The 17,448-nt window shown below is 66.4% G+C and carries 14 protein-coding genes, 3 tRNA genes and 2 pseudogenes; 10 read left to right on the top strand and 9 right to left on the bottom strand.

What is annotated here, in order from left to right; all coding sequences use genetic code 11:
• Positions 1-49 precede the first annotated feature (49 nt).
• Entirely contained in the window at positions 50-1,519 is a 1,470-nt protein-coding gene (locus tag OG917_RS10870) for an FGGY family carbohydrate kinase (RefSeq protein ID WP_328317366.1), read from the bottom strand.
• A gap of 29 nt (positions 1,520-1,548) precedes the next feature.
• A complete protein-coding gene (locus tag OG917_RS10865) occupies positions 1,549-1,848 on the bottom strand; it encodes a YtxH domain-containing protein (RefSeq protein ID WP_328317365.1) in 300 nt (99 codons plus the stop codon).
• A 167-nt stretch (positions 1,849-2,015) separates the two neighbouring features.
• Between OG917_RS10865 and OG917_RS10860 the strand changes: the two genes are divergently transcribed.
• The 4 genes from OG917_RS10860 (at position 2,016) to OG917_RS10845 (ending at position 4,493) form a co-directional block, all read left to right on the top strand.
• A tRNA-Asn gene (locus tag OG917_RS10860) sits at positions 2,016-2,088 on the top strand.
• A gap of 5 nt (positions 2,089-2,093) precedes the next feature.
• A tRNA-Asn gene (locus tag OG917_RS10855) sits at positions 2,094-2,166 on the top strand.
• 190 nt (positions 2,167-2,356) lie between these two features.
• Positions 2,357-2,430 (top strand) — tRNA-Ile (locus OG917_RS10850).
• Positions 2,431-3,359: 929 nt separating this feature from the next.
• A complete protein-coding gene (locus OG917_RS10845) occupies positions 3,360-4,493 on the top strand; it encodes an SAVED domain-containing protein (RefSeq protein WP_328317364.1) in 1,134 nt (377 codons plus the stop codon).
• Between the two features lie 397 nt (positions 4,494-4,890).
• On the opposite strand, the gene OG917_RS10840 is transcribed toward OG917_RS10845, so the two are convergent.
• From OG917_RS10840 to OG917_RS10825, 4 genes are all read right to left on the bottom strand, one after another.
• Positions 4,891-6,423, bottom strand: coding sequence for a ThiF family adenylyltransferase (locus OG917_RS10840; protein WP_328317363.1), 1,533 nt, complete (start codon positions 6,421-6,423; stop codon positions 4,891-4,893).
• A complete protein-coding gene (locus OG917_RS10835; protein ID WP_328317362.1) occupies positions 6,420-7,424 on the bottom strand; it encodes an SMODS domain-containing nucleotidyltransferase in 1,005 nt (334 codons plus the stop codon). The genes OG917_RS10840 and OG917_RS10835 overlap by 4 nt, the downstream gene beginning before the upstream one ends.
• Before the next feature lie 647 nt (positions 7,425-8,071).
• Positions 8,072-8,590 carry an ImmA/IrrE family metallo-endopeptidase gene (locus OG917_RS10830; protein ID WP_328317361.1) on the bottom strand — a complete coding sequence of 173 codons (519 nt, stop codon included), beginning with the start codon at positions 8,588-8,590 and terminating at the stop codon, positions 8,072-8,074.
• Positions 8,577-8,894, bottom strand: coding sequence for a helix-turn-helix transcriptional regulator (locus OG917_RS10825; RefSeq protein WP_328317360.1), 318 nt, complete (start codon positions 8,892-8,894; stop codon positions 8,577-8,579). The genes OG917_RS10830 and OG917_RS10825 overlap by 14 nt, the downstream gene beginning before the upstream one ends.
• A gap of 213 nt (positions 8,895-9,107) precedes the next feature.
• On the opposite strand from OG917_RS10825, the gene OG917_RS30640 reads away from it, so the two are divergent.
• On the top strand, positions 9,108-9,233 hold the full coding sequence (locus OG917_RS30640; protein WP_443058937.1) for a hypothetical protein: 126 nt from the start codon (positions 9,108-9,110) through the stop codon (positions 9,231-9,233).
• Positions 9,190-9,477: a transposase gene (locus OG917_RS30635; RefSeq protein WP_443059069.1), complete on the top strand. Its 288-nt coding sequence runs from the start codon at positions 9,190-9,192 to the stop codon at positions 9,475-9,477. The genes OG917_RS30640 and OG917_RS30635 overlap by 44 nt, the downstream gene beginning before the upstream one ends.
• Here the strand turns inward: OG917_RS30635 and OG917_RS10815 are convergent.
• Complete coding sequence (locus OG917_RS10815) at positions 9,375-10,199, bottom strand: HNH endonuclease (protein WP_328317359.1); 825 nt, start codon at positions 10,197-10,199, stop codon at positions 9,375-9,377. The two genes, OG917_RS30635 and OG917_RS10815, sit on opposite strands and share 103 nt — an antisense overlap.
• Positions 10,200-10,228: 29 nt before the next feature.
• The gene (locus OG917_RS10810; RefSeq protein WP_328317358.1) at positions 10,229-11,728 is read right to left on the bottom strand and encodes an AAA family ATPase; all 1,500 of its coding nucleotides are present in this window, start codon (positions 11,726-11,728) and stop codon (positions 10,229-10,231) included.
• Positions 11,729-11,841: 113 nt separating this feature from the next.
• On the opposite strand from OG917_RS10810, the pseudogene OG917_RS10805 reads away from it, so the two are divergent.
• The 4 genes and pseudogenes from OG917_RS10805 to OG917_RS10790 form a co-directional block, all read left to right on the top strand.
• Positions 11,842-12,280: pseudogene (locus OG917_RS10805) on the top strand (transposase family protein); the annotation flags it as partial.
• A gap of 134 nt (positions 12,281-12,414) precedes the next feature.
• Complete coding sequence (locus OG917_RS10800; protein ID WP_328317357.1) at positions 12,415-13,146, top strand: SAVMC3_10250 family protein; 732 nt, start codon at positions 12,415-12,417, stop codon at positions 13,144-13,146.
• A gap of 42 nt (positions 13,147-13,188) precedes the next feature.
• Complete coding sequence (locus tag OG917_RS10795; RefSeq protein WP_328317356.1) at positions 13,189-15,291, top strand: AIPR family protein; 2,103 nt, start codon at positions 13,189-13,191, stop codon at positions 15,289-15,291.
• Positions 15,291-16,667, top strand: a complete 1,377-nt coding sequence (locus tag OG917_RS10790; protein ID WP_328317355.1) for a serine/threonine-protein kinase — start codon at positions 15,291-15,293, stop codon at positions 16,665-16,667. The genes OG917_RS10795 and OG917_RS10790 overlap by 1 nt, the downstream gene beginning before the upstream one ends.
• On the opposite strand, the pseudogene OG917_RS10785 reads toward OG917_RS10790, so the two are convergent.
• Positions 16,664-17,323 (bottom strand): annotated as a pseudogene (locus tag OG917_RS10785) (integrase core domain-containing protein); the annotation flags it as partial. The gene OG917_RS10790 and the pseudogene OG917_RS10785 overlap by 4 nt on opposite strands.
• Between the last annotated feature and the right edge of the window lie 125 nt (positions 17,324-17,448).

The following is a 17,448-nucleotide window of genomic DNA, read 5'->3' as shown; positions in this document are numbered from 1 at the left end:
AGGCCGCGGTCCGGGATCCCGCCCGGGCGGTGAAACGGGAGAGCGGCTCTCAGGACTGAGCGTCGAAGGCTCCCGGGTGGATCTGGTCGCGCGTCGCCATGTACTGCTGGCGGACCGCCTGGCCCACCGCGAGACCGTCGCCCGGTTCGCATACCTGAGCGGCGGCACCCTGCCACGCGGGCGGGGTCTGCGGGTCCAGCGTGCCCTCGGACACCCCGAGGGCCCAGGCCGCCTGACGGGCCGCACCGACCGCCGCGTAGTCGGCGGGCTGGGGGACGACGACCTGCGCCCCGAAGATGCCGGGAGCCACGGCCTGGACGGCGGGCAGTTCGGCGGCGGCGCCCAGCAGGAACACCCGGCGCACCTCGACGCCGCGGTCGCGCAGTACGTCCATCGCGTCCGCCAGCGAGCAGAGCATGCCCTCGAAGGCCGCCCGTGCAAGGTGCTCACGCTTCATCGACTCGCGCCGCAGCCCGGAGAGGGTGCCGGCGGTGTGCGGCAGCTGCGGGGTGCGCTCACCCTCCAGATAGGGCAGGAGCACCACCCCGGACGCACCCGGCGTTGAGGTCAGAGCGAGGGCCGACAGGGCCTCCAGGTCCTCGGCGCCCAGCAGTTCGGCGGTCCCGCGCAGCGCCCGTACGGCGTTGAGGGTGTGGACGACCGGCAGGTGCATACCGGTGGCGTCGGCGAAGGAGGTGATCATTCCGGAGGGGTCGGCGAGTGCCTCGTGGTGCACGGCCATCACCGAGCCCGAGGCACCGAGCGAGACGACCACATCGCCGACCGAGACCCCCAGACCGAAGGCCGCCGCCATCGTCTCGCCGGTGCCGGCCGAGATCAGCAGCCCCTCGGGGGTGGTCCCCGCGGAGTCGGCGGGGCCGAGCACCTCAGGAAGGGCGGCCGGGTGCCCGAGAGCCAGCTCCACCAGATCGGGGCGGTAGGCACCGGTCTCGGCCGACCAGTAGCCGGTGCCGGATGCCGCGCCCCGGTCGGTGATCCGCCGGGCGGGCCGGCCCAGCAACTGCCACACGAGCCAGTCGTGCGGCTGGAGCAGCGCGGCGATCTTCGCGGCCGCCTCCGGCTCCTGCCGTGCCAGCCAGCGCAGCTTGGACACCGGCTGCGCGGCCTGCGGTACGGAGCCGACGGCCTCGGCCCACGCGGAGCGGCCGCCGAGCGAATCGATCAGATCCGCCGCGGCGACCTGGGCCCGCTTGTCGTTGCCGGTCAGGGCGGGCCGTACGAGGTTGCCCTGCCGGTCCAGCGGCACCAGGCCGTGCTGCTGGGCCGACACGCCGATGGCCTGTACGCCTTCCAGCAGCCCGCCCGATGCCGCCTCGCCGAGCGAGAGCAGCCAGCTCTGCGGGTCGGCCTCGTACTTGCCGGCCTTGGTCTCCTCACCCGCCTCGGCTGTCCGCGGGTGGGGCGCGTACCCCTGGCGCAGCACGGCACCTGTGTCCGCGTCGCACACGACGATGCGCGTGAAGGCGGCTGAGCTGTCTAGACCGGCGACTATCCCCATGCGGCCCGATTGTGCCGCACGCGGGGACGTCAGGTGTTGGTGGTGCCCCAGTCGTCCTCGACCGCCCCGTTCCGCTCCCGCAGCGACCGGACCCGATGGGCCATCGCGTCGGGCATCCTGTCGCCCATCTTCTCGCTCACGGTGTGGAGCGCCTTGCCCGCGACGTCCCGTCCGTTCTGCGCCGCGGCCTCGGCGGCGTTGCGCACAGCGGGGTTCTCCGCGACCTGGCGGGCGGACTTCTTCAACTGCTCGTAACGCTCCCGGCCGGCACGTGTGCCGATCACATAACCGAGAGCGAGTCCCACGACGAATGTCAGCTTGTACCGCATGGCTGCCTTCCCTTGTGCCGGTGCTGCCCGCCTACCCGGCAAGCGCGTGATCACCCGGGGCGGAACCGATTGGCGGAGCACCCCCCTGCTTGCGCTAATGTATGTGTCGCAGCGAGCACACGCCCCCCGGGAAGGCTCCGGTGGGTACGTTCGGTGCACAGCAGCAATCCCCTGTAGCTCAATTGGCAGAGCAGCCGGCTGTTAACCGGCAGGTTACTGGTTCGAGTCCAGTCGGGGGAGCGCGGTCCCCTGTAGCTCAATTGGCAGAGCATTCGGCTGTTAACCGGAGGGTTACTGGTTCGAGTCCAGTCGGGGGAGCACAGACGGAAGAGGGCCCTCAGGGGCCCTCTTTCGCGTTGTCCTCGCACTGTTTTCCGCCGGGGTGGAACCGTCCCGTCCACGGCGCAGTCCTCATGGTCGAGCGATGCCGACCATCCGAGGCAGGAGATCGTATGAGCGGCTATGCTGCGGCAGACGGCGCGCACACATGTACGCGCCACGCCGTAATGGGGCGGTAGCTCAGCCGGTTAGAGCAGCGGACTCATAATCCGTCGGCCGTGGGTTCGAGTCCCACCCGCCCCACCGAGTATCCCCAGGCAGAATCGTTCTGACCTGGGGAAACGTGTTTTTCGGGGGCTGCTTTCCGTGCGGTACTAGCCGCCCGCGGTGCGGTACTGGCCCGCTGTCGAAGCGTGCCAGCGCACATTGGACGCGTTTGACCTGGCCTTTTGCGGCAGTTTCCTGAGAGAGCGTCGTGGCGCGGTCCCACGGCCGTCGAGGGAGGCTTCGCGTTCCGTCCACGACCCGCCACATCGCATGACGTTCCCGCTGTCCCTGCCGGGCCCGGTCTGCCAGGAGACACCGCCTGCATCGGCGAGGTCCGGGCTGGCAGGCTCTTGCTTGTCCGGGTGCGATACGGCGGCGCACCTGGTGCACGCCGCACCCGCGGTCCACGTCCCACGCAAGTCACAGTTGTTCTGGACGCTCTCGCGCAGCCACTCATCGCCGGGGCGCTGAGCGTGCTGGCCTTCGTCCGGGTCAGGCTTTGCAGCTTGCGGAGCACACGCGACCTCGACATCACCGGCGACGTCTCTGTCATTCAGATCCACGACACCGCACACGGGGCCCAGCCCTGTACACGGTTCCGGGCTGGGCCCGGCCGCTGCTGGGCCGTCCGCGCCTATCACCGGTTGGAGTCCCGCCCGGCCGGAGAGGGCGTGCTCGTCTCGGTACTGCGTTCCGGGGCACGGCATCTGTGCATACGCATCGAGGGCCGTCCTCGCCTCGAAGTGGCTGTGCTTGCCAGAGCCTTCGTTCCTTGAGCGGGAGGCGGGCTCCGTGGGTGCACCGCGCTTTGTCAAATCCTTCTGGTGCCAGGGGAGGTGTCGTCTAACGTCTGGTCTGACAGGGGAGGGACGGAGGGGGTGTTGATGAGCGGGGGCGGCGGGAAGCGGAGCCGTCTTTCACCCAAGGCGGTACTCGCCGTGTGGGTGCGCAGTGGAGGCAGGTGCATGTTGTGCAATGCATATCTGCTGGAGGGGACAATGTCGGGACGGACTCTGCCTTTGGGGGAAGTCGCGCACATCGTCGGGCAGAGCACTGATCCACGCTCGCCGCGCGGCGGAGATCCGTTGGAGAAGGCGCTGCGGGACAACGCGGACAATCTGATGCTGCTTTGTGCCCAGCAGCACATGGAGATCGATGCGAAGGCCGCGCTGGACGTCTTCACCGTCGAGTGGCTACGCGGCGTCAAGCAGGAGCACGAAGACCGAGTGAGACACCTGACCGCGCTGGGGCCGGAGAGGGCCACCACGGTGATGCGGATGGTGGGGCCGGTGCACGGAAATGTAGTGGAGTTGTCGCGGGAGACCGCTGCGAACGCTGTGACGGCAGGCCACCGGTTTCCTTTGTACTTGGAGTCCTACACCCGGCACGGTGTGGAGATCGATCTGCGGCACACTCCCGGCGAACAGGCAGCCGCTGCCTGGGACGCGGAGCCTGCCGCCGAGGCCAGCCGTCACTACTACCAGCAGGCTACGAAGATCATCGATGACGTGGTCCAGAATCGGCTGCGGCCGGGGATAGAGCGGGACTCCGTGCAGCACGTGAGTGTGTTTGGGTTCGCGCGTCTGCCGTTGCTGGTCTACCTGGGGTCGCTCTTGGACGACACCGTGCCGACGGACATCTACCAGCGTCACCGGCTCGAGCAGTCCTGGGTGTGGCCCGCCGAGAGCGGCCCGGTCACCGAGTTCGCCGCTCATCCGGTTCAGGCCGGGCCGGATGAGGACGAGGCTGTCGTCGTGCTGAATGTCTCGGGTGTCATCGCCCCTTATGAGATTCCGCGGGAGCTTTCGGCTCTGCGCCGCTACGAAGTAAGCCCGGTGAGCGCGCAGGCCGGTCCGGACGTACTGCGGTGCCGGGCGTCGCTGCGGCGGCTGGAGGAAACGCTGCGGATGCTTCTCGCGCGGCTGGAGAGGGAGGTGAAGTCTCTGCGCCGCCTGCATGTCCTGCCTGCAGTGCCCCTCTCCGCGGCTGTAGCCCTGGGCCGGGCTCACCATCCGCAGGTGCACCCGCAGATGGTGATCTACGAGCGTCTGGCGGGCAGATATGTGCCCACCTTGGAAGTGGGGCAGGTTTCAAACTGACGCAGGGGCGGCGGGCACACCGTGCGGCGTCTTCTCCTCAGAACTTGGATGTTCGGGGCCGCAGCGGGGTGTGGTCCTGCCGGAGCTGCGCTGGAGGTGCGGCCCAGGTCGCGCAGCCTGTTACTCACGTCCGGCTGCCTTCAGGGGCGGCGGCCGTGCCGGGAGATGCAGGGCCGCCGGTTCAGTGACGCGGGACTACTCCTTACGCGCTTGATGGGGAATGAAGCGTTGTGCCGGCACTGTCCCGGTGTGGGGCTGGGCGCACAGGTGGGTCCCGGATATGGGGTGGCGCATTTGGGTGCCCAGCAGGTTGACCAGGGTGGCGGTGGTTGCCATCAGGTCGGCGGCGGAGCCGTGGAATGTGGGAGTGGAGCAGCCTCTTGTGGGGCGCAGTTCGTCACCCGGGGTGGGCTCTTCCCATAGTGCGTGGTACGCCTCGAGGTTCGGGTCGTCCAGGACGTGGACGCCGGCGGCGTGGTCGATGGTGGACAGGGGGGGTGTGATTGCCGGGGGCGGCGATGGTGAGGACTCCCAGGCTGGCGGTGATGCTGTCCGTGGCGAGCTGGGCCAGGACGGCTTTGCGGTGGGGCTGTTGGGCGAGAAGGTCGAGGAAGCGTCCGGCGGTGATGCTGACGGTGGCGTCGATGATGAGGTCGGCTTGGTCCGCAGAGGTCAGGAGGGCGGGGCCGGGGGGCGGGGTGGCGATATCGATGCGGATGTCGTCACGGATGCTGCGCAGGTGGGAGGCCAGAGCTGTCGCCTTATTCATGCCGATGTGGTGTTCGGTGTAGTTCTGCCGCACCAGCAGGCCGCCGGTGACATGGCCGGGGTCGCTGAGGGTGAGATGTGAGGCGCCGGCCCGGGCGACCATTTCGGCTGCCCAGGAGCCAATGCCGCCGCAGCCCCAGATGTGGATGTGGCAGTCCTGGAAGGCGCGGACGGGGCGGAGAGTGTCACGGCGGGTGGTTACTTCGGGGCGTTCGTCGGAGAGGTAGCACCATTCGATGGGCGTGTGGCGCAGGTCGTCGGGCAGACCGCCTAGGCGGCTGGGGGTCGCGAGGCGTGCGAGGCGGCGCAGCGTGTCGCTGGCCTGGGGTTGCAGGCGACCGGCGAGGAGGAAGGGGGGTGCTGCGGGGGCGACGGGGTGCCGGACGGCCAGGACGAAGTGCTGGGCGGTGCCTTCGGGGTTGCGCAGGGCGCTGGCGGCGAGTGCGGTCAGCACCGCTGGGGATGCGGCATCGGCCGACAGAGGGTCGTGGGCGAGGGTGAGGAGTTCGGTCAGGGTGCTGCCCGCGCCCAGGGGCAGGGTGTCCACTGCCAGGATCGGGATGCGGTGGCTGTGGGAGTGTGCGGGGGCGCTGGCCAGGTCGAGCCGGTCGATGGTGCGCTGGGTGAGCCAGGCTGTGGTCGGCCGGTGGGAGACGGGTTCTCGTACGACGACGGTGGGAGTGCCCGGGGTGTGGTGCAGGACGCCGCCGACGGGGTGGTACAGGGCGGTGGCGGGGTCGAAGGTGCCGGCTGCGGCGTCTATGAGCCACTGCCACAGGCGGTTGATGACGGGGGTGATTCCGGCGGCGGGGTCCCATTCGCGGGCCGGGTCGAGGTAGAGGCACAACCGGTTGCCCTGCAGGACGTGCGGGGTGCCGGCGAACCGGATGTGGGGGGTGCGCACCTGGGGCGGGATCATCGGGGTGGTGGGCAAGGTGAGTAGAAAGTCCTCACCCTCCTTGAGCTGTAGGCCTCCTGGAGCGCGCGGCATGCCGCCGGTGCGGACCCTGATGGGGACGGTGACCAGGCCGTCGGCGTCGGTACGGGGGCGCGCGGTGATGCGCAGGTCGGGATCGTGCGTGGTTGCCAGCGTTGTGAGCTGGTCCAGGAGGCGGCGCTGGGAGGGGCTGGGGCGGGCCGCGGGCGGCTTGCGCTTGCTCATCCGGCACGCCCGGTGCGAGAGGTTGTGGTGACCAGCAGCGGGGTAGCGAACTTGGCCGCCGTGGGGGTGAGGGAGGCGGCGGTACGCGGCTGGTCAGGGAAAGCGTCGCCGAACAGCTTGCGCCACAGCCGCACGCTCCGGTCGTAGTCCGGCTCGTCGTAGGCCTCGCGGATCTCGCGGGCGTGGGTGTGGATGCGGGCCCGAAAGTAGCTGTAGGTCGTCTGGTCCCAGCGGTGGTCGAAGGTGACGCCAGAACCGGAAGGGTCGGGGATGGAGGGCTTGTAGGGGCGCTCCTGCAGCCAACGGTCGAGGTCCTCGATGATGGTGAGCAGGGTGGTGGGCACGTCGCTGTAGCAGCCGGGGTTCGTGAGCGGGTTGATCTCCTCGACGCGCTCGCCGAGCAGGGTGGTGAGGATGATGGAGCGGGTTCCGGTGAAGGAGCCGCGGTGGTTGCGCAGGTACTTCATCAGGCGGATGACCTTGCGCAGGTTGTTGTTGGCGATGCCATCCTTCTTCTGCATCCAGGTGGTGAAACCGGCCGGGTTGGTCTGCTCCCACGTGTTGGCATCGCGGTTGACGATCACCTCGCGGCCGTCGGCCAGCTGAAGGTAGGGGACGATGTCGACGTGCATGGAGTTGGCATAACTGAGCTGCACGCAACGGCACTTGCGGGTGTGGGGCATGCCTCCGTAGACGCTGTGGTGATGGAGTGCGGCATAGACCTTGTCGATGTAGGTTTTGGGACTGTCGGCCCACTCGGCGTTCTCGGCGAGGTGGAGCATGAAGTCGGCGTCGAACTCGCTGTCGCCGACGGGGTTGATGATGGTGCGCTGCGCCCAAGAGCCCTGGCGTTTCTTGCCGCGGATGAGCGGGCTGAGTTCGGTGTCTGCCTTGAGGGCCTTGTAGATGGCCTCGACGCGGACGTCGAGGAGGGTGAGCTTGGCTTGGCTGAGGTTCACGGTGTTCTTGAGGAAGGTGTCGAAGTTCTTTCGGCACTGCATGGCGAGGGCTCCTTTCTGCGGCGAGCCAGCTCGGGGCTCAGGGGACAGGGAGGTGTGGGGGCATGCCGACGGGAGACATGACGGCATAGGGCATGGAATAGACCAGGAAGGGACATGGCCTTGCCTGTGCGGCATGGGTATGGGTGCGAACACGGGTGTGCATGCGCGAGGGGCCTGGTGTGGGCTCGCGGAGCGGGCCGGCCATGGCACTGGGCAGAGGGTCGGCCGATGCGCGGCATCAGCGGATGGCCGTGGGGCGCGGCTGGCCATCGAGGTAGCCGGTGCGGTCCGGTCGACGGTTCCGGCCATCGTGGCCAGGTGCGCGTACGCCGGTACCGCCCGAGAGCGGACTGTCCCGTCGGCTTCACGCCGGGCAGGGGCCACTTGTTTCGCACAGAGACCGCTCACTCTCTGCGGTAACTAGTGCACCACACAGAGCGACACTCACGCAAGACCTTTTTTGAGGGTCAGTCTGGCTGACGTCTCTTCAGGGTAGTTCAGCAAAAAGCTGGTTCGGCTGCTCCCTGAACCGTCCTTGGACAGCCGAGGAGAGAGAAGGCGCCACGGAGCCAAAGCGGGCGTGGTAGGTGGCGTCAGAAACGCGCGCCGTGCGGCAGGGGCCGGGTCGGCAGTCTGGCCCGGTGGTGTCAGTGGGCGGGGCCCGAGACGATGCCAAGGTTCATCAGGCGGTAGGTCATCGCCATCTCGCTCAGCTGGAACTGCTTGGCCAGGACCCGCACAAGGTCATCCGTCGTGTGGAAGCTGATGTTTTGCGCCAGCCGCCGGACCATGTCCTCCGGGGCCAGCAGCGCCGCGGCGAATCGGTTGGCGTCGATCTCCTCACGGTCCGTGGCCATGCTCGAGACCGCGTTGCGGTAGTTCACGCGCGCGTCGGTGTCCAGGATCAGCGGGCGGCCTTCATGTAGGCGCAGGTGTCCCAGTTCGTGTGCCACCGTGAAGCGCTGTCGTTCGAGGGAGTGCGCCTGATTGACACCGATGACGCATGCTCCGTCTTTGCGCAGGAGCATGCCGGAGACGTCGCCGTCCATGTGCTGTGGGACGACCAGGACACCAAGGTGTTCGGCTAGGACGGAGGGGTCGACCGGTGGTACGTCGATTTGGAACTCTCGCAGCAGCCCGCGGGCCGCCAGATCAGCCTTTGCCACCGAGGCCCCTCCTCTTCGAGGCTTGCGCCCACACTGCTGCGACATCGGCGGCATGACGTGCGGCGAGGCCGGACGCTTCGTCCAGGTGGAGCGATGGAAGCAGGTCGGCAGGTTCCGCGTTGAGCGCTGCGGCGATCAGGGCGAGCCGGTAAAGGGGCGGGGTCTGGGTTCCGGACTCGATGTTTGTGATCGAACCGCGCGTCAATCCCGCCTGGCGCCCTACGTACTCCTGTGTCACCCCGGCACGCATCCGCGCCTCACGGATCAGCCGGGCAACGGTCTCGTTGAACTCCCGCTCTTCCATCTATCCCCCAAGCGCTGCCAGTCTCCCTGACAACCTAGTTCCCAACTCTGCACCCGACCAGCCTTGAGCGGTGGCACACTGATCGGCCCGGTCCCCGCTTGCTTTACCTGCTCGCCGCCAGGGGGACAGCCCTTAGCCGGGGCACCCGACGCCGCCACGGCAGCCTCGGACAACGATCACCGATCGCTTTCGAGAGCGTCCACCAAGGGCCGGATGCACTTCATGGTCTTCACCAAGAGCTTGACGCCCGAGGTGATGTGCCACTTCCTGGACCGGCTCGCCGGCCACTTCGACCATAAGATCCACCTCGTCGTCGACGGACACCGCCCACCGCGATGAAGTCGAGCTGCACTTCCTGCCGCTGTACTCGCCCGAGCTGAACCCCGACAAGCTGGTCAACGCCGACCTCAAGCACAGCCTGCCCAAACAGCACTGCGCCCGGGCCCAGGCCGAACTCGCCGCCGAAACCCGTCGGTCGTGCTACGCGTACAAGAGTTGCATGCCGCCGCTCAGATACCACGTGCTCCCCGCGAGGGCGTGGAGCAAGGCGGTCTCGAAGCTGTTGGGGTCGTATGCTGCGTGACTGGCGGCGTCTGCGCGAATGTGGGCCCGGACTTCTGCAGGCGACTCTGTATCTGCGAATAGATCCGCGTCCCGACGCCTGCGCTTGGCTACGACGCTGCCCGCTGCCTCACCGTACCGACTCGCAAGGTCGTGGCTCTCGAAGTGATGAACGATTCGACGCCTTTTCACCTCGTCCCATCCAGTGGGAGGCCGCACCTCGAAGACGGCGACTCGTTCTGCGGCGTCGATCTGGGCGTGCAGCCAACGGCCGGTGCCCAGGTCCTCGAAATACGGATGGAAGGCCTCCTCGGTGACCAAGGTGGCGAGCTTGTTGCTCTTCCCCAGATTGCACGGCCCGCACGCCGGGACGAGGTTGAGAGGGGTCAGCGCTAGGAGTGGAAAGTCGGCCTTCGGCGCATGGTGGTCAAGCTGTGCGGCCTGCTGCAGCCCGCACAGCGGGCAGGAGCCGTGTATCGCCGATGCCTTGATAGCGTCGTACAATTTGCGGCCTTCCGCCCGTTGCACGAAAGCTGTTGTGTAGGTGTTCTTGAGCAGCTCTGCGTGCCGGTCATTCCGTTGGCGCTGGCCGTAGTTCAAGAGATGCTGCAAAAGTTCGCCCTTCTCTCCGGCCGCTCGGTAGGCCTTCTCGCCTGCTTTGAGCTCTCGGAGCCGTGTTCTCACAGCCTCGTACGTTCCCTCGGACGTCAGCCAGGCTCTGCAGGCCTCGACCACCTTCTCCACGTCGAATTGAGGTGCCTCTGGCCATAGCATCAGCGCTGCCTCCGCGCTCGGGCGTAGGTCATGGCCCGCAGGAGAGCTCGGGCCTCAGATCCCAGGCCCGAGAAACGTGAGGTGATGTCCTCGTAGGAATCGCCCGTTTCTACCTGCCGAGCGACGGTGGCGTGGAAGCCGGAGGAGGCGACCTCCAGGCCGAACGCGTCATGGGTCAGCTCCCCCACGCTCTCGCCGTAAGTCTCTAGGCCCGGGCGGTGAGCAGTGAGCTCCTCCCCGTTGCGGATCATCACCCATACACAAGAGGCCGGCACCTCTTGAAGGACGACAGGAGAGTGTGTAGCAACGAGGGCCATACCGTTGCGGTCCGCGACCAGGTCCGAAATGGCCCGTGTAAGCGCGGAAAGGAGCGGTGGGTGCAGGTGTGTTTCTGGCTCGTCGATCAGGACCAAGGTCCGCTCGCCCACAACTTCGATCAAGCGAGTCACCATGAGGAGCACCACTTTGTGCCCAGAGCTCAGGTCGTTGAACACGGTGCTCATCGCCTCGGTGAATCTCAGCTCGCTCCCCTCACGCATCATGGAGTCGATCACGTCCATGTGACCGTCGAGGAATCCGCTCGCCGCGTAGTTAAGGGTGCTGACGGCTTTGCGCCAGCGCTCTCCCCTAGCGCCGACGCGTGCGGTTCCCAAGCTTTCGACGAACTCTCGCGTTCTCTGCTCGTCGGACTTGAGGCGCCCGGTGCCCTCATGGCGGAGACCGATGTAGTCAAACTTCATGAATGCATTCGGCGGCGGCTTGTAGAGCTGGTCGAAGGGGCTGAAGGAGACAACGACACAGGTGGTGAAGCTGTTGTCTTCACCACCCGAACTGCTCTCCACCGTGATCCTTCCGGCTGTCGCCGCCTCCGCGATCGCGTGCAGTAGGCGCGACTTTCCGACCCCGTTGCGGCCGATCAGGGCATGCAGGTTGGTGGTCGGAAGACTCCCGGGCTTTGTCGCGAACTCGAACTTGTGGGGTGGAAGCAGCCCGCCCTGGGGAGGTGTGTATGACCACTTGAAGGAGACGATTCGACGACGCCTTCCTCGGGCGATCTTCTGCTTCCGTCGTAGCTCCCTCATTTCGTGGTCCCGGAGCAGAGAGTTTCGGAACACGGCGAGGTGCGAGACCTGTTCCGACAGTTCCTGGGAGTAGGCGACATCATTGAGCGCACTCAAAATCTTTTTGTACATGCCGCGTGGCATGAGGGTGCGCAGACTCTCGTAGTAGTCGTCCTCCTGGGCCAGACTGAAGAACCCGGGTTCCAGAGACTCAAAGCGGGTTGGTAGTAGGTCCGCTGACCTGAAGACGCCCTCTCCTTCCATCGAGTCATGGGCAATCCGCACGTAGCCGATCCTGACCGGTTCGCTCCCCTCTGGGAGGCGCACATGTAGGTCGAAGAGGGTCAGGAACCCGTAGTCGTTCCAGCTGTCCGTCACCAGGTATGCCCCTGGCCTTGATGGAATCTTTGCGCCGTACTTCAGCACTGTGAACTGCACTACGAGTCTCCCCTGTCTGGACCGGCACCGCTTTCGCCGATCAGACTGCCGCACGGACGGCAGAGGCGGCGAATCACTGAGGTACGGCGCCGGACCAGGAAACGCTCGCGTAGTGCGACCGCGTCGGTGACGGCAGGGCCGACTACTCCTCGAAGCACAAGCGGCACGGGGTGAACGTGCAGGTCGTCACAGACCCCAGCGGGGAGATCCTGTGGCTGTCGTCGGCATTGCCGGGCCGGACCCATGATCTGACAGCAGCCCGCACCCACAAGATCCTTCGGATCTGCGAACGCCAGGGGCGTCCCGATCCTGGTCGACATGGCCTACATCGGTGCCGGCGACTGGGTCACCACCGCCAAGCGCCGCCCGTCAGGCGGCGAACTCACCACCACCGAACAGACCGCGAACCGGGCCCTGTCCGCAGCCCGTGCACCCGTCGAACGAGGCATGGCACGACTGAAGTCCTGGCAGATCTTCCGTAGATCCCGCATCAGCCCCAACCGCATGACCGTCATCGCCAGAGCCATCCTCACCCTGGAGAGGCAACGCTGAAAACGCTCAGTGTTGTCGCTGTCGTCGGCCATCGCTGCTCGGCACCCTGGTGCCGACCTGTGTTGCCCATGGCGCCCTGGCCACGCGGCAGGCGATGGCAGGATAGGACTTCAGTCGATGACCGGGGGCGTGCAGTGTACGAGTTCGTGTATGTATCAGAGGCAAAACTAAGTCAGTTCCGCCCCGAACCGAACCGGTTCACGCGCAAGGGCACCGTGCGGTTCACCTCACCGGTGGGCAGCATCGACTTGGAGCCTCCTGCGGATGACGCCGAACGAGACCGTGACCTGCGGCTGAAGAAGGTCCTCAAGCACTTGGAGGATAGGGCGGAGTGGTTCGCCGACCCCGCGCTACAACCAGGGGACTGGGTGTGGTTCGAGGTGCCGTTGCAACACGTCACCCTTCCAGGAGCCTTCGAGCATATGGTGCTGTTCGCCGACCCCGCACCGGGCCAGCACGCGGCGTACGAGCAGGAGACCAACTGCCGGCTGCTTATGCACGGCTCGACGCGACATCTCATCGGATATGCCCCGGCAACGGCCGACGGGACAGCTCTGGAGGGGATCCACGGCGGTGGAGCCAGTTTCGGCATGAAGTTTCTGACGAGTGCCGGTCAGGCGGTGTCGGCGCTGTCGACCCAGCATGACCCGGTGGCCGAGGGGGTCCCCGCGCCCCCCGTCCAGCTGACCGGATCCGCCGTGCGCGACCTGATGGAGATCGTCGATCACGCTTACGGTCCCGCGGGCGCGGCTGCTTGGATGAGCGGATTCGCCCGGGTCACCGTCGTGCTCCCCGCCTCTGACACCACCGCTCGCTGTGTTGTGGCGAGCCCGCTGACCGTGGAGTACGCGCACCGTCAGGGATGAGCCTGCCGCAGGCATGAGGGACGGACGAAAGGACAACCCGCCATGGCCGACACCGCATCACCGATCCAACTAAGGCAGGTTCGAGAGTATCTGCGGAACGGTTATCGCTCTTTGCTCGATATGAGTGACTTTGCGCATCGGTCTGCGCAGGAGCAGGACCTGGTCCTCTGCCACCGTGCTCTGGCGGCTGAAGCGGCCCGCATCCTTTCCGGCTGTGACGCCGGGGAGGCGGCCGCAGCCGTGGTGGACGGTCCCGGCGACCACGGCATTGACGCAGTGATCATCTCGCCGAGCGGTAGCGACATCTGGTTCGTTCAAGCGAAATGGAGCGACAGGGCTCAGGCTCGGATCGACGATGGTGATGCACTCAAGATGCTCTATGGCCTGAGTCGGCTTGCCAACCGCCAATACGACGGCTTCAACTCCCGCATCCGAGCTTTGAGTACACGCATCGACAGTGCTCTCAGTTCGCCGCAGTGCCAGGTGAACCTGGTACTGGCGCTGGCGACGGGTGACGGGAGGCTGACACAGCAGGCGGAAGAGCGACTCGTCCAAGCAAAGGGGGAGTTCGGCTTCAAGGACCGCACGTCGCTGAACGTGCGCGCCTTGGGACTGGCCGACTTTTACTCTGCCGCACGAGCCGATGCTGTGCCCGCCCCGGTCCGGCTGATCGCGCACCTGACCCACGGCTGGTACGGCATCGACACCCCCTACCGCTCCTGGGCCGGCAGCATCTCGGCAGGCGAACTCGCCTCCTGGTACGAAAGCCACGGCCCCCAGTTGTTCGATCCCCACCTGCGCCGCGACCAACCCGCCCAGCCGCGCCCGGAGCTCGTGGAGCAACTGGTCAGCCGACCCGAAGAATTCTGGTATCTGAACAACGGCATCACTCTGCTGTGCGACCAAGTCACAACGCACTACTTCTCCCGCAAAGTCTCCGGCCATCCTGTGCGGTTGGATCTGGACAACGCCCGCATCATCAACGGCGCGCAGACGACTGCGGCTGTCACCAGGGCGGTACTTAAACACCCCGAAGCCGGAGACCTCGCCAGGGTGAACCTGCGGATCATCTGTCTGGACGATGCATCCCCCGATGATGCAGCGAAGATCAGCCGGGCAGCTGGCTCCGATAGCCGCGTCACCACTCTGGGAGACATCGCAGCCGCTGACCCCCACCAAAGGGTCATCCGCAATGAAATGATGCACTTCCTCAATAAGCGGTACGCCTACCAGCACGGCGAACTCGTGCCTGCCCCCGCTACAGGCTGCACTGTCCAAGAAGCAGCCCTCGCGCTGGCCTGCGCCCACCCGGACGCCACCGTCATTGCCAATGCCGCGGTCCCCGCCACCGGCAAGAACGACCCCCTCGCTGGCATCTACGACCGCCTGTTCGGGCAAAAACTCGACGCATCGCAGATCTGGGAGAGCGTGCTGCTGCTGCGCGAGACGAGAACAGTCGTAGCAGGAGCGGTCGTGGGGGCGTCCACCGCAGTGCAGCAGGTCATTGAGCACGGTGAACTATTCATCGCGCACCTGCTCTTCCAAGACGCGAGCGCCGTTGTCGCTGAGACGCGCGAGACCCCGTCGTTCCATTCCTGGCTCTCCCCACGCACCCGCCAGATCGTCGAGGTGCTGACCGACACCCTTGAGCGTCTGTACGGGGCGCACGTATTCCTGGCCGCTGTCTTCACTGACCCGACACGGTGTAAGGAGCTTGCGGCTGACGTCAAGCGGTCGCTAGCCGACCAGCCGTTTCCCTCAAACGAAACCCGCTCGCGATCCCGCCGCCGCCCTAACGCGATCTCTGCCTTGGTCGGCCACGGGCGCCTGGCCGACGGCACTCGACTGATGTTCCAGCCGTCAGCTATCGAAGAACGAGCAATTGGGGAGTGGCTCAGGGAAGACCCCAGCCGCTACCTCGCAACCTGGACCAACGACCCTCGTCATCCGCTGATCTGGGCCGTCGACGGGCAGGCCTACTCACCCACCGGCCTGGTCCAGCGTATCTGGCAAGCCGCCAACTGGGACAAGGCGCCCGGGGTTGTACAAGGAGTGGCCCGCTGGGTGGTCCCAGGAGAGGGCAGCCTCGTCGAACTCGCGGCCGAACTCGCCCCCGTCTGGCCGACCGACGACAGCGGCCTGTGATGCAGACCATCCTCCAGGACCGCTTCGAACTGCGCACTCTGCTTGGCCGAGGCACTATGGGGCTTGTCTGGCAGGCATGGGACCTCCAGCTCAAGCGCGCCGTCGCCATCAAAATCATCAACCCGGAGCGGTTCGCTGGCGGAGTCGACGACATGAAACCCCAGGACATTCAGGCCCGCTTTGTCCGTGAAGCCGAAGTCGGCGCACGCCTGCACCACGCCGGTATCCCCACGCTGTACGACGCACTCTTGAGCGGCAGTCCCAAAGACTTGTACATGGTGTGGGAACTGGTGCTGGGGGACACCCTCCACCACAAACTTGACCGGCACTCCGGACGGCTGCCGCTGGCCAAAGCACTGAATGTGACTGCTCAGCTCGCCGACATCCTCGCTTGCGTACACGAAATCCCGATCGTCCATCGTGACCTCAAACCTTCCAATACCCTCATCACAGAGGACTGGCAGGTCAGGCTCCTCGACTTTGGAGTAGCAGCCCGCTTCGGTGCCGACCACCCCCGCCTGACCCGCGCGGGCGAACTCATGGGCACCGTCGCCTACATGGCGCCGGAACTGTTCCAGGAGCACGTGAAGCCCGCCCCGCAAGGCGACCTGTACTCGCTGGGCTGCATGACCTACGAGATGCTCACCGGGCAGCTCCCCTTCACGGGAGACCCCGCCGCCATGATGTACGGCCATCGCAACGCCGAGCCCGCCGCGATCAATGACTTCTGCCCCGACCTGCCCTCACCGGTCGCCAACCTCATCATGCGCATGCTGGCGAAGAAAGTCGCCGACCGCCCCGAGTCAGCCCGCTCCATCGCTGACGAACTCTTCGCCTACCGTGCCGCACCTGCTCAGCCCATCGAGACCACCGCACCAGGCACACCCACAGCAGGCGCTGCCGTTCCATCCCAGCCGCTGCACATACGCCTCGTACACGCACTCGTGCTTTTCGACGACGGCAACTATGGCCAAGCTCGCCCCCTCTATCTGCAGCTCGGTGCCGAACTTGAGCAGCCTGACGCGCTACAGGCTGATGAGGCGGCCGACTGCCGCGCCAAGGCCGCCTACTGCGCCATGCGCCTGGGAAACATCACGCAAGCCCTCACCGAGTACGAGGCCCTGGCCACAGACCTCCAACAGCGCGAAGCACCCGCCGGCGACCTGCTCCTCGATGTGCGCCTCAACCTGGGCCTTCTCCAGGAGCAAACCGATCAGCTCCAAGCCGCCGTCGAGACCCTGTCGGACATCTACAAACGCCTCGGCGCCAGCAAAGGCTCCAACGCCCCGGAGACGGCAGAAGCCCGCGCAGCACTCAACCGCCTCCTTGTGAAAGCATCCCCCGCGGCGAAAAAGTCGAACACCGGCAGGACTTAAGTGTATTGACCCGCGGGGTTGTTGACTCGGCTGATCGGGGGCTGGCCTCCGAGGGCGGTGTGGCAGCGGTGGTGGCCGTAGGTGTGGGTGAAGTCTGACAGGGCGGCTGTCCGCTCGTCGTTGGAGGTTGTAGGGCCGGAGGTGGGCCCATTCGTCGGCGAGGGCGCGGTTGAAGCGTTCGACTTTACAGTTGGTCTGAGGTCGGTAGGGGCGGGTGAGTTTGCCCGTCGCGCCGATGTCGACCAGGGCTTGTTTCCAGGCCAGGCCCTTGCGGTAGGCCCATGCGTTGTACGTGAAGACGCGCTCGATTCGGGTGATGGCCAGGCCGGCGAAGAACGCGGCGGCCCGGGTCATGAAGACTGCGTGGATTTCCGTGTAGGCGAGGCGGGAGTGATCGTCGACCGCGGAGTGGAGGCAGTCGAAGCCCATGCCGCGGACAGGCCGGCCTGGCGGCCCAGGGCCTTGTGGCCGCCGCCGTCGGGTATCCGGTCCAGTTTCCTGACGTCGACGTGGACGAGCTCCCCGGGACGCTCGCGTTCGTAGCGGCGGATCGCCGACCCGGTGGGCCGGTCCATCCAGGCGAGACGGTTCAGCCCGTGACGGGTCAGAATCCGGTGGACGGTTGAGGCGGGCAGGCCGAGAACCGGGCCGATCCGCCAGCGGTTGGCCCGGACCCACAAGTACGCCGTCCTACTTTGCATGGTGCAACGCCTTCGCAGGTTAGGCAGGCCGAGGGATGGCCTGCGGGCGAGACTCTTACCGCTCGCCTGATGTGGGGCCC

Origin of the sequence: Streptomyces sp. NBC_00388, from assembly GCF_036061255.1 — a bacterium.
Classification (GTDB): Bacteria; Actinomycetota; Actinomycetes; order Streptomycetales; family Streptomycetaceae; genus Streptomyces.
The sequence above is the reverse complement of the archived record's forward strand: the minus strand, read 5'-3'. Positions and strand labels throughout refer to the sequence as shown.

Excerpts from the sequence above, each read along its gene's own strand:
- OG917_RS10835 (WP_328317362.1), bottom strand. The coding sequence starts at position 7,424 with ATGCAGTGCCGAAAGAACTTCGACACCTTCCTCAAGAACACCGTGAAC.
- OG917_RS10865 (WP_328317365.1), bottom strand. The coding sequence starts at position 1,848 with ATGCGGTACAAGCTGACATTCGTCGTGGGACTCGCTCTCGGTTATGTG.
- OG917_RS10825 (WP_328317360.1), bottom strand. The coding sequence starts at position 8,894 with ATGGAAGAGCGGGAGTTCAACGAGACCGTTGCCCGGCTGATCCGTGAG.
- OG917_RS10870 (WP_328317366.1), bottom strand. The coding sequence starts at position 1,519 with ATGGGGATAGTCGCCGGTCTAGACAGCTCAGCCGCCTTCACGCGCATC.
- OG917_RS30640 (WP_443058937.1), top strand. The coding sequence starts at position 9,108 with ATGCACTTCATGGTCTTCACCAAGAGCTTGACGCCCGAGGTGATGTGC.
- OG917_RS10790 (WP_328317355.1), top strand. The coding sequence starts at position 15,291 with ATGCAGACCATCCTCCAGGACCGCTTCGAACTGCGCACTCTGCTTGGC.
- OG917_RS10795 (WP_328317356.1), top strand. The coding sequence starts at position 13,189 with ATGGCCGACACCGCATCACCGATCCAACTAAGGCAGGTTCGAGAGTAT.
- OG917_RS10845 (WP_328317364.1), top strand. The coding sequence starts at position 3,360 with ATGTTGTGCAATGCATATCTGCTGGAGGGGACAATGTCGGGACGGACT.
- OG917_RS10840 (WP_328317363.1), bottom strand. The coding sequence starts at position 6,423 with ATGAGCAAGCGCAAGCCGCCCGCGGCCCGCCCCAGCCCCTCCCAGCGC.